Annotated in this window: 11 protein-coding genes; all 11 read right to left on the bottom strand. The window is 32.0% G+C overall.

Annotated elements, in window-relative coordinates:
- Positions 1–92 precede the first annotated feature (92 nt).
- A complete protein-coding gene (locus GBO31_RS20845; protein WP_219010412.1) occupies positions 93–4,052 on the bottom strand; it encodes a DUF6923 family protein in 3,960 nt (1,319 codons plus the stop codon).
- Positions 4,053–4,175: 123 nt separating this feature from the next.
- Positions 4,176–4,898, bottom strand: a complete 723-nt coding sequence (locus GBO31_RS20850) for a LytR/AlgR family response regulator transcription factor (RefSeq protein WP_219010413.1) — start codon at positions 4,896–4,898, stop codon at positions 4,176–4,178.
- Between the two features lie 12 nt (positions 4,899–4,910).
- Positions 4,911–5,231 carry an Hpt domain-containing protein gene (locus GBO31_RS20855; protein ID WP_219010414.1) on the bottom strand — a complete coding sequence of 107 codons (321 nt, stop codon included), beginning with the start codon at positions 5,229–5,231 and terminating at the stop codon, positions 4,911–4,913.
- Complete coding sequence (locus tag GBO31_RS20860) at positions 5,228–6,286, bottom strand: sensor histidine kinase (protein ID WP_219010415.1); 1,059 nt, start codon at positions 6,284–6,286, stop codon at positions 5,228–5,230. The genes GBO31_RS20855 and GBO31_RS20860 overlap by 4 nt, the downstream gene beginning before the upstream one ends.
- Before the next feature lie 2 nt (positions 6,287–6,288).
- Positions 6,289–7,422 (bottom strand): FIST signal transduction protein, encoded by a 1,134-nt coding sequence (locus GBO31_RS20865; RefSeq protein ID WP_219010416.1) that lies wholly within the window; start codon positions 7,420–7,422, stop codon positions 6,289–6,291.
- Positions 7,419–8,654, bottom strand: coding sequence for a sensor histidine kinase (locus tag GBO31_RS20870; protein WP_219010417.1), 1,236 nt, complete (start codon positions 8,652–8,654; stop codon positions 7,419–7,421). Before GBO31_RS20870 ends, GBO31_RS20865 begins: the two co-directional genes overlap by 4 nt.
- A gap of 2 nt (positions 8,655–8,656) precedes the next feature.
- Positions 8,657–9,196, bottom strand: coding sequence for a heme NO-binding domain-containing protein (locus tag GBO31_RS20875; protein WP_219010418.1), 540 nt, complete (start codon positions 9,194–9,196; stop codon positions 8,657–8,659).
- 131 nt (positions 9,197–9,327) lie between these two features.
- On the bottom strand, positions 9,328–9,738 hold the full coding sequence (locus GBO31_RS20880) for a response regulator (protein ID WP_219010419.1): 411 nt from the start codon (positions 9,736–9,738) through the stop codon (positions 9,328–9,330).
- 240 nt (positions 9,739–9,978) lie between these two features.
- On the bottom strand, positions 9,979–11,358 hold the full coding sequence (locus tag GBO31_RS20885; protein WP_219010420.1) for a serine hydrolase domain-containing protein: 1,380 nt from the start codon (positions 11,356–11,358) through the stop codon (positions 9,979–9,981).
- Positions 11,359–11,616: 258 nt separating this feature from the next.
- Positions 11,617–12,744, bottom strand: a complete 1,128-nt coding sequence (locus GBO31_RS20890) for a helix-turn-helix domain-containing protein (RefSeq protein ID WP_219010421.1) — start codon at positions 12,742–12,744, stop codon at positions 11,617–11,619.
- A 114-nt stretch (positions 12,745–12,858) separates the two neighbouring features.
- Positions 12,859–12,978: CPXCG motif-containing cysteine-rich protein (locus GBO31_RS20895; protein ID WP_219010422.1), on the bottom strand; the 120-nt coding region annotated here is incomplete at its 5' end.

Here is a 12,978-nt window from a genome sequence, read left to right on the forward strand (position 1 = left end):
AAAGGCTTTTATTAAAAAAATAGCGAGGAAACAGTACTTATCCTCGCTATTCTTAGTAGACCCCAAAAACCCAACCTGAAATCAATACAACATTATTTTTTCATAAAGCTTCCTTGATAGCTTTTCTTATTTAAATCTGAAATGATATACTTGTAAATCCCTGTTATCAAACCACTTCCATTAAACTTAGCTTCATTTGGAGAAATCATTTCTAGTTTTTCATCTCTTACTATTCTACCTAACATATCAATAACTGTGATCTTAACGGTTCCTTGTAATGTCTCCGGAACTCTAATAGATGTGGTTGCTTGAAATGGATTTGGATAATTCATCACATTTGCTACTTTTTCCTGAATCTCATGTTCTTCAACACTTAATACTGCTGTATTTGTAAAAGCCACTTCTGTAATATTTATGTTAAAAGATTCGAAGTTTTGATAATCTCCTTGTACTGAGAACACGATACTTCTTAAATCTTTTACATCCATACTAGCGCCTTGTCCATTTACAAAATCTGAGAAAGAAATCGTATGTAATATATTGTTAGCATCTGCTTCTACTGTGTATCGCAATCTGTCATTCCAATCAGTAAGATCTTTAGTTACTAAAATCACTTCTATATCTTTATCTGTATTCATTTCGAATTGTAATGCATCATATGCTTCCACATTTAATGTTCTATCACCTGCTAGAATATTTCTGAAGATATTCATAGTTTCTTTCACTTCTCCGCTTACAGATACACCTCTCTCAATTGTATAATTATCATCTGACATTACTTCTGTTTGTTCTAAAACTTCGAATGTTTCTATAACTACTCCTTCTTCTTTGTAATCGATTCCCCAAGGACCATCTGCAAGATATAATGCATCTAACTGTGTTGATTGTGGTTCATTTACTGAGAATCCGATATCAAATAAATATCCAGTAGGTATTGTAACTTGTTCTCTATATGCTCCTGATAAAGAAATGGCTTGGCTTAATTGTACTTCTGCTGCTAATTCAGTTCTTCGGATATTTCCGTTAAAATTCATTGAAGAAGCTCTAGATGTATTTATGATATTTAGTACTAACTGTCCATTATCATACTTTCCTTTTTCTACAAATACAGTAGGAATTCTATTTGCTACTTCATGGCTTCTCAAAGGTTTTACCATCATAAATGTATCTAAGATATGATTGGTAATATTCGCTACTTGCGCTACTGAACCACCCCAAACCTGGAAGTTTTTATAATTACCTTCTGGATAACTGTCTATATTCCAAAGGCTATAGATTTCATTTTCAAATTCACCTTCTTTGATAGAGAATACAAGTGCATACTCAATCTCACCAGTAGCTCTTTCAATTCTAGTACTGATTATTGTATGATTTCTGATATCAACCGTTCTTAAATCTAACAATTTAGAACCATTAAGCCGATCACAAATTGTCTTAGAATGATCATATACTTTTCCTGTTGTAGAAGTTGCTAATGCAGCAGCTACTCTGCTTTCATCTTGGTAATAGTCTACAGAGAATACAGTATTTGCATTCGTGATCTCTAATAAATCTTCAGGGCTCGATACATAAGCAGATTCAGATCCAAATACTCCTGTTTCTGGGAAATATGTGCTCAAATCTCCATTTTTTGCTGATTTATAAGAAATAACACTTGGTTGAAAAGTTTTTTGAGATTTTTTAGTATTAAAGATTGTATTAGACTTTGTTCTATTAAAATTTCTTTGTGCTATTAAGCTTGCTAAATCTCCATTACTCTCCAAACCTCCATCATTTCCTGAAGTAACATCTGTGGCACTATCAATATCTGCGTAGTTATCCGTTCTTATAGCCGTAATTGGACTTGCTGTTATATAAAATAATGCATCGTTAAAATCCTGGTCACAAGAACTATAATCTCTTCTGATATCTTCAAATCCTAGAATTATTCTGTCAGAATCTGGGTCATTTAGTAACACATTGTGGTATCTTAAAGATTCATCACTTTCTGGATTGTAATCTGGATTTGAATATAATTGCCAATGTCCTGTATCTACGCACCCATCTTTCCATGCATTTGCTAACAACACCCATCCAATACCTGTGTTAGGAGGAAAACTTCCTATTTTAACTTTATCACCAACTTCTAATTCACCTCCACTACCTACAGCAGATACATTTGGAAAAATAATAGTAATGTCTTCTGGTTGAGGAACCGTTGCATATGGATTATCGGCATCATAGGTATAGAATCCTAAAGTGTTTCTATATCCAGCACCTTCTCCTACAAACGTTACCCATATTTCAGCATTCTCTTCTAAAACCACATCAGTGTCATATCCAGATGAAATGTAATGTGGATTAAAATCTGGTACAGGATATCCTTCTGGTAAAGCATTATGAATCATATCCACAGTTTCTTGAGATACTTCGTCTCTTCCATCTAGATATAAAGGTTTTCCATTTCCGTTAAATTCTCCTAAATAATTATATCTATCACAAATAGCTGGTATTGGAAAATTAGCAGGTGTTTGTCCTCCATTTTGAGAGTCGAAACCAGTTTTTCTTTGATCGTAGTGATCATCTAATCCATCATTATCAGAATCTACTCCAGAAGCAATCGTTTCAGGGTTTCCATCACCATCACTATCATATGCTTCAATACTATCAGAAATACCATCATTATCTGAATCTGTATCTAGATGATCGTAAGCATCTTCATTATCCGTATTAACCGTTCCATTAACAGTTCCTCCAAAATCTGGATCAAAATTATCATCCATTCCATCGGTATCTTCATCATTTCCTGAAAGTCCTAAAAATGCATTCTCATCTTGTCCTTCTATTAAATCTATAATTCCGTCATTATCAGAATCGATATCATAACAGTCAAATACTTGATCGTTATCTGTATCTAAAGGGATAAAATCTGTACCTAACTGATCTGCATCAAAAACATCAGCAATACCATCATTATCGGTATCCTGATAGTTAGCATCTTGGTAATTACACACTCCATCATTGTTAGTATCACTATTTCCCGCACCTGCTTCTACGATATCATAAATTCCATCATTATCTGAATCAATATCCAAGAAATCTGGGTTTCCATCTTGATCTCTATCGAAGGCATCTTGTACTACATTATCTCCGTTACCACTAATATCATTATCCAAGTAGTTAAACATACCATCATCATCAATATCTCCATATGGATCCATACCATTACATTCAAATACGTTTGATAATCCGTCTCCATCTACATCAGCGTCCATCGAATCCAATAAACCGTCTCCATCTTTATCTAAAGGAGAAATACCACTTGCACATTTAAAACCATCATTAGAGTTTGTAGTTTCTGTAAGATTTAACAAAGTAGCAGAAGGATTTGCACCTTCATAATCATTAATCAAATACAAACCACCATTATTATCCGAGAAATACAATCTGTTATCTGTATCGGCATAAGCTGCGCCAAATGTACTAAATGGCAAATTAGCTACGGATTTACTTGAAAAAACCGGAGTACCTGTAGATAAATCCCATTTAAACATCTTTCCTCTACTTCCTCCATAAAAAGCTCCATTTACATATACAATGTCGGCACATGTGCTGGGAGCGGTTACATCAGCTTCTACAATCTCAAATTGAGGAGCGTAACTCCCATCATAATCTTTAAGATTTGTTATTTTATGAAATGTTCTTTTTGTATTGTTTTGAAATACCCACAAATTACCGTCTGGATCTACATCAGCAGCATATCCACCACCAAATATAACAGTACCATTAGGAGCAACAGCTCCTAAATCTACTATCATATCTTTGGCAATACGCAATAGGTGTTTATCACTTCTTTTAATTGCATATAAATAGTTATCCACTGCATTGTAACCACCGGCGTTATAAGTATCATAAGAATGTAAGGCATCAGAATAAGATCCTGTAATTGGATCATATGCTTTCATGGATCCAGAAATTACCTGGTAAAAAGTTCCATCGTTGCAGTCAAATGTTTCTTGAGCACTGATTGACAATGCTATTATTGCGGTTAAAAAAGTAATAATTTTTCTCATAATGATATAGATTTTGGTTTTTTGAATTACTCAAAATTAGTCTATATCAAAAGCTTATTCTTAGGGTATTCGATAAGCAGTAGAGAACTGTAGATCAATGGTTTTAAACCGCAGACAAGTACTTTAAAGAAGGTTTAATCTTCTCATAAGCTCTGGACGATTGGATCGGCTAACAGGAATTACATCTTTTTCAATCAATACACTGTTATCTTCGATATCGATGATCTTTTTAAAATTAATTACATATGAGCGATGTACTTTCAAAAAGATATCATCAGGAAGTTTTTCTTCTATTTTTTTAAGGGTAGAATGAACTGTATAATTTTGTTTTTCAGTTTTAATAAGAATATAATCTCCTTTAGCTTCTATAACATTGATCGTTGGTATATCTATCTTTATCAACCTACGATCTATATTAATATATAAGTCGTTTTCTTCTTTTGTATCTTGGTTTTCTTCAGATGGAGTTTGTTGTGCTGGAGCACTTTGATTTATTGGAGTACTTTGTACTTTTTGAATGCACTTAAGAAATCGTGGTAGAGTAATTGGTTTTACCATATAATCCACAATACAATCGTACTCAAAAGCTTCTAAAGCAAAATTTTTATCTGAAGTAGTTAGAACAATTTTAGGTGGACTTTTCAGTGTTTGAATAAAATCAAATCCTGTAAAATCAGGCATATGAATATCTAAAAAAATGAGATCTACTTCATTCTGATTTAAGTACTTAATCGCCTGAATTGCATTTGGAAATTGTTCTAAAACATTTAAATCATCTACTTGAGAACACAACTGTTCGATAATAGCTCTAGCCATTTCTTCATCATCAATAATAATACAATTCATAGGTATACTGGGTTAAATAGTCACAAGAAAATTTTCTATGGAGTCTAAAATAAGCATAAATTCCGAAAACAGGGAATCCTCTCCGTTTAATAGCTCTTCTTCAAAGCTTATTGTGGTTTGATATCCTGCTTCAAAACCAAGCATCCCTACTTTGTGTTTTAATTTGTGTACATTTTCGGCAGTAGCCTTATATTTTTTTTGAGAATAGTTGTCCAAAAACACTTTTTTTTCTTCTGGAAACTCTCGTTTTAGAATTTCTATTAATTTTTGCTTAAACTCTGGTGATCCTGCAGATAGTTCTTCTATATAATTTAAATTTGGTTGTTCCGTCATTTTGTCTTTTTAAGTGTAAAATAAAAAGTTGTACCAACACCGACTTTAGAATCTAACCAAATCTTTCCTTCATAAAAGTCAATAATTTTTTTCACTATAGACAATCCAATTCCTGTTGATTTTTTGTGTTCATCCACACTCTGAAAAATCTCAAATATCTTTTTGTGGTATTTTTCTTCGATACCCTTTCCATTATCTTTTATATAAAACTCCCAATAGTCATCTTTTTCTATAGATCCTATATGAATTTGTCCTTGATCTGTAGTAATACTTTTTATCGCATTACTTAGTAAGTTTTGAAAAAGCTGCTTTAATCTGTATACATCCTTTTTTACCGTAGGTAATACATTATCTATAGTAAATTCTAACGTATCTGGAGCATGAATGGATTCAATAGTATCTTTGATCAGCATATTTACATTTACAAGGCTGTCTATTTGTTCTTTTTTATCTACTAGCGAGTATTCTAAAATTCCGCCAATAAGATTTTCCATTTTCAATAGATTTCCTTCGATATGATCAATATGGCTCAAAACGGTTCCTCCTAGATCTTCGCTATCTTCTTTTATCCAAGAAACCAGAGCACTTACATTTCGCAAAGGAGATTTTAAATCATGAGAAACGATCTGAGCATAATTACTTAATTCTTCATTACTTTTTTCTAGATCCTTAAGGATTTTTGCTCTTTGTTTCTCAAAATCAGAGATTTGTTTTGCTTGCTTTTCTATTAATGAGGCTAGCTCCAGACCTGTTAATTCTTCTTCCTGACCAGAATTTGATTTTTCCTTTTTATAGGTAATAGATCGTAATGCTTTTGTAGCATCATTCAAACTGGCAATTACTAGTCGTTGTTGTTCTGCTTCTTCTCTTAATTTTTCATTAGCATCAAATAATTCTTGCGAACTAATAGACATAGCCCTTTGCAACATTGCAAATTGCTCTTCATAATTGGCGTATGATTTATTAATTGCTTCTAGAAAATCTTCTAACTCATCATTTCCCTTAAGATATTCTGGAAGATTTTTTCTTATTTGACGCTTTAAGAGAGGATTCATATTTATTCACTAATAAGTGTTAATGTCATGGTTTGATTATGAAGTTCACATTTTTTACTATTTCTAAAAGGTGCTAGTTCTCCATAAGAGTAAAAACCAGTAACTACAGCTTCTTTCCCTACAATTTCTACTACTTCTTCAATTTCCTCTTCTACTCGTTGATCCATTACTAATTTTCTACCTATACAACTTACCAAAATTGCTAGATCAGGTGATTTTTCTCTTTTTTCCATTCCAAATAAGGCCGCTTGAGCAGCTCCTTCAGCAATTTTATCAATATTAGCCATCATCAATTGCACTACAGAACCTTCTGCAACATCTCCTGCCAATATCATAGTATTTTCCTTCTCATCAATGGATAATATCGTTCTAACAATAGCTTCTTTCTTTCCTTCTGATTTTACACTTAATGGATATAGCAACGCAGATTGAGGTAACTCGGCTGCTTTATCTCCCAAGTATTTTTTGTAAAGATCTAATGCAGGTTGTTCATCTAGCTCATACAAAATATTATTATCCGATTTAGTTACAATTCTTTCTGGACCAAAAGGTGTCCAACCACCATATTGAGCGCTTGTAATATCTAAACTATCTCCGTAAAAACCAATAGCAATAATCTCTCCTTCTTTTGGAATATCATTGTAGCCAACCAGTGTTTTCTCAAATCTGGCATCATCTCCACACAATCCACCTGTAAAAGTTACGGATTTATGAATCGATTCTAAACCATCAATTAATGCAGATCCATTCACAAAACTTCCTTCGCTCACTACAAAAACATGTTTTAAATTATTTTCTGGCAATTGATTTGATAATTTTTGACCTGTTTTATAGGCATCTTTATCATAATCCAGAATATTCTCACGAACAACTTTATATTGACTTTTTTCAAATTCGACAGCCGTTAATGAAAGAGAAGAATCCGTTACACTTTCTCCTAAAATCTCTCCTGCGGAAGATCCTATAATTATATCTCCTGTGGGATACAAGTCTTTAATTTCGTCAAAAATCTTTGGGTCTTCCAATAAATATCTATTCCCAAAAACCAACACTAATGGCTCTTTTAAACTATCGTTGTAGGTATTTGCAGGTTTCCATTCACTATTCTTTTCTTTTATGTACTGTTGGCTTTTCATGAGTTTATATGATTTTTGGTTTTCTTTAAAATAAGATAGAAAGTCGCTCCTTTTCCTTCTTCAGAAGTGACATTGACAGATCCATCGTAGAGATCTACAATTTTTTTAACAATGGATAACCCTACACCTGTTGATTCTTTAGAAGTACTAATAGTCTGAAAAACCTCAAATATTTTGGCGTGATATTCATCTGGAATTCCAGGGCCATTATCTGCTAAAATGAATTCCCAATGATCCTCATTATCTACACATGAAATATCTAAGATGCCTTGTTCTTTGTCATTATATTTTATCGCATTGCTAATAATATTCTGAAACAATTGTTGTAATCTATATTGATCACCTTTAATAGTCGGTAACTTGTTTTTAATGGTAACGGTGAAATGATCTGGTACATAAATCATGGAGATGATATTAGCGACTACTTCATTAAGATCAATATCTTTTTCTTTAATGGCTTGCTTATCAATACTAGAATACGCTAATATTCCTTCGATTAAGTTATCCATTTTCTCAATCTTTTGAAGTAATGAATCAAAAGACTTCTGTGCACTTTTATCTAAGATATCTTTATAATCCTCTTTCAGCCAATTAATCAATGCATTCATTCCACGTAGCGGAGATTTTAAATCATGTGATACTACATGCGCAAAATCATTTAATTCTTTATTACTTACTTCTAGATTATGTAATAACTGCTCCTTTTGATTTTCTTGTTCTAATTGTACTGTGATATCTCTTACAATACCTTGCGCACCAATCACACGACCATCACTATTTTTAATAATGCTCGCATTGATGTGTACTGTTCGCACACCTTTATGTTTGGTATATACTCTTGCCTTATAATCTGAAAAAGATCCTTGTGTAATTAATTGTTGAAAAGAAGACATGGCATATTCATAATCATCCTTATAAATTAAAGAAACTACGTTAATTTCTTCTTCGGCTACATCATATCCGAAAAGTTTGACTGCAGAAGTATTCATATTCAAAATATTGCCTTGTACATCCATAAGCACGTAGGCATCAACCAGATTATCAAAAACTCCCTGTAACTCATTCTTCTTTTCATCAAAGAGTCCTTCTAACTTATGGTTGGCGGAACGTAATTCCTGAGTAAGATCATATAATTCTCTGGATTTATCTTCAAGAATACTCTCTGCTTGTTTTCGTGCAGCGCGTTCCCTTTGCAAGGCTCGTTCTAATATTTCCGGATCAGGTTTATTCATACTTATTGTAAATGAATCATGAATTTAACCTCTGTTCCGTCTTCTTTTATTTTTTCAAATTGAATATTTGCTTTTTTGTTGAAATGCTGAAAGGTCTTTTTCATAAGACCTAATCCAAAACTATACATAGCTCTGCTTGACTTATAAATCATTATAAGCTCAGTTTCGGTTTTGTGTAAAACTTCGAAGGTAGGTAGTTCAGCTTCAGGATAGATTTTTCTTACCTCTACATGAATATGATTTTCTATAGATCCTAATAATTCTAAAGGGTTATTATATTGTTCTAATAGTGAACCATAACTATTGGCTAATACATCAAAAAAATGTTCTCCATATACTAGAAGGAGGTCATCCGTATTGATGTTTGTGTTGTTACTTAAGTTAGTAAGCAAGCTTAACATCTCTGAGAATTTATAGGTGCCAATAGCGGTATAAATTCCCTTAGAAGGAAGATTAGACTGTTCAATTATCTGATCTACCATTTGCAGACCAAACTTACTTTCTACAAGTTCCAAAAACTCAGTAAATACAATACCTTTCATATATTTAAGTATAAATTATAAGCAATAAGATAGCGTCTACTGTCAGAAAATAGTGTGTGAAAAGATCTTTTTCTTCTTGTCGTAAAACATCATACCTGAGGGGTACGTGAATTTACATATTTTATTAGTTTTTACATAATGAAAAGTTCATTTTTTCCCCAATACTCTACTAAAGATTTTATTTTTTCTACATAGTCTTCGTACTTCAAAGGCTTCACCACATAGCCTGCAATTCCTTCTTCATAACTTCTTTTGAGATCTTGATGATTGTTAGAAGTACTTAGAATTACCACTGGAATATATTTCAATCTATCATTAGCTTTTAAGATCTTCAAAAACTCTAATCCACTCATTCTCGGCATGTTTAGGTCTAATAGAATTAGATCTGGGATTTCGTTCTTATTTTCTAAGATATCTAAAGCTTCTTCTCCATTTTCTGCTTCCAATAGCTTATAAGAATAGTTATTCTTATCTAACACTCTCACAAATTTTAAACGTTCTATTTCGTCATCTTCTATCAATAAAAATTTTAAAGTTCTCATAAGGCTAAAGGTATTTTTTATTCTACTGTTATGTTTACACTGTAAAAGTCTAAAAATTATGCCTTTATCAGATTTTATTTCGATAAAACGGGGATTTACTGTCGACGAATGGTAGATTACTGTAGATGAACAAATTTAAACGATCATTTATCGATTTTTAGCGCTTTAAAAGTTGTAAATCCCTAACCTTCAAAACATGGGAATATCTACAATAAGACCTGTTATAACTTTATATAACTACTATTTTATTTTCTTAAACATAAAAACATCTTCATTTTGTGCTGCCTTAAAGCCAATGATTTGATTTTTTTCATCTCTAATGAATTTAAAAGAAGCGTTAGCTACCTTCAGTAACAATACATCTTTTTCTTCTGATGTTTTCAAAAGGGCAGTGCTTTCGGGAGTTTTAGGATCAAACAAAAGGAGATTGTTTTCATAAAGTTTAATTTCAAAACTTCGTTCTATATCTTTATTCTTCATCTCATAGGTTCCAATATATTCTTTCAATAGGGCATTGGACATTTCTTTAGAATTAAGAATCTTAAGTGGTTTATTAATTAGAAGGCTCGCTACATAATTAGCGATTTCGTCTGTTCTATCATATTTTGTATTCGTTAAAAGCGCAACAAAAACATCTTCTTCAGGAAGATATAATGCTGTACTTGTAAAACCATATAAATTACCACTATGTTGAATGGTAGGACTTCCTTTGATGTCTTTTATAAAAAACCCATATCCATAACCTGTTTTTTTCCCTGAATTGAGTGTTTTCTCTGTAGTTAAAGCTTCTATAACAAATTTAGACACATTTGTATGATTCCTTAAAGCTCTGTTCCATAAGAATAAATCATTTGTAGTAGACACCATTCCACCTGCAGCATACATAGCGGATCCAACAATTTTGGGCCCAGGAAATAACATTCCGTTTTTATGATCATAACCAGTAGGAATACGATTTTTCTTTACATCCTGAGGATACCCAAGTCCTGTAGATGACATTTTCAAAGGTTCAAAAAAATGCTGATCTAAATACTCTTTTAATGTCATTCCTGTAACTTTTTCTATGGCCGCACCTAATAATGGATAGTTAGAATTACTATATTCCCATTGCTCTCCTGGGATAAACTTCAGAGGAACATCTTTGTAATAATTAATTAGTTCTTTAGGAGTATGCTCCTTAGCAAGTAAATGGAGTTCATCATCTTCAAGAATAAAATACTCAGGTATTCCAGAGGTTTGTGATAATAGATGATGAATAGTTATTGGGTGTTTTTTGGATGGATAGTAGGGTACATATTTCTGAATAGTGTCTTTTAAAGACATTTTCCTTTCTTCTACTAAGGTAAGAATCGCAGCAGAAACAAATTGTTTGGTAATAGAAGCAATTTGAAACACCATGTCTTTTTTTAATTTACGTTTTGGTTTTAGAGAAGCCAATCCATAAGCTTTTTCAAAAAGTATGTTTCCTTCTTTTGCAACTAAAATTACAGCTCCTGGTTTATTTTTGGGATATTCTATGGTTAGAAAATCATCAACAAGATCTAGATCAGTTGATTCTTTTTGCGAAGAAACTACTATAGATAATAATAAAAAATAAATTGTAAAAAAGCGGGTTTTCATAAATCGTTCGTTTAAAGTGATAATAGGATAAGAAAACTTTAAGATGGATGTATCCAAGATCTGTTTTGTCGACAAACAGCAATTACATTTTGTTTTTGGAAACTACTCGATATTCTTGTTAAGTCTTTCGGGTACAGAACTTTTCAATAAAAATCATGATCCCATGAAGTCTTATCCTTTATCCAGATTATTTTCCACAAATAAAGGCTTGGGAGATAGTATAAATCTATTCAAATCTAGATTTGAGAGCTTTTTCTGCTAACTTTTTATATGTTTTTTCTGAAATTCTTTTGGTGATACACCTGTTATGGTTTTAAATGTTCTTTGAAAAGTAGCTTGAGAATTAAAACCACATTCAAAAGCAATTCCTGTAATCGTTAGGTTATTAGTATCATTATCTAGCAACCTCTTTTTGAACGTTGCTATGCGATATTCATTAATAAACTCATTAAAAGTTTTGCCTATATGCTGATTTAGGACTGTAGAAATTGTCTTTTGTGGTACTTCAATATGCTTTACAACATCATCGAGTTTAAGAGATGCGTTTAAAAACAATTGATCCTTTATCATTGCCTGTTGTAAAGCTAATGTTGTTGTTTTTACAATTGTTTCTGATAAATCAGGTGTTTTAGAGGATTTATAGTAGGGTTTCAAACTGATAATAATACCATTGATACCCAACCAATAAATTAATCCAATTAGAGGTATATAAATCGGATACCACCCAACTCGATTCAGTACGCTCTGGGACAAAGAAGGAATTAAGTAAAAAACCAAATGAACACCCCAAATAAAAGCAAATATTAAAAAGCCAATTGTAAATTGTTTCACCCATTTCATATGAGCTTTATTTTTAGCTTTTAATGGATAATTGCTCATTAATTTAAAAGAAAACCAAACATAAATCACCAATGAAATCCATCTAGGAATATCTACATACATGGTATAAACATCTATAAAATTCCCCCATTTCACATTACTATCAGCATTTATAAAACCTAAAAAGCCACCTACTATAAAAATAACAGCTGCTACATATGGAACTAGGTCTAATACGGCAGTGTAAAAATGAACGTTGTTCTTTCTTGTTAATTTGAAGTCTGGATACAATGAAGTTTTTATATAAAAATATACTAATGGCCCAATTGGCATAATAACAACTAAAGGAAAAATAGCTTCCAACACAAGCCAAAAAGTTGCTGTGGTCGTAATGGTTTCTAATATGTATATATTGAAACATGACAAGGAAACCAATAAAATTAAAAAAGACAATATCCTGTTAGCCTTTTTGTTTGATTTAAAATTGAATAATAAAATTGAGGTTATCAATCCTTGAATTGCTCCTAAGAGAATAAGAATATTTAAAAAATCAATTAGTGATTGCATCTATACAAAGGTATCAACTTTTACTATTCTGAAAATGATGTTACATATATTAACGAAGATAAGCTTGAAATACAAGAATTGTATACTCAAAGAGTAAAACAGTACTACCTAAAACTATTGTTCAATATTTAATGCTTCAAAAGCTACTAATTCTTGATCCTCAAAACGTGGGTGTAATTCTATTGGATTGCAACATACTTCACAATCCTCCACATATACCTGATAGGATATGGA

It is taken from the genome of Aquimarina litoralis (assembly GCF_019295435.1).
GTDB lineage: Bacteria > Bacteroidota > Bacteroidia > Flavobacteriales > Flavobacteriaceae > Aquimarina > Aquimarina litoralis_A.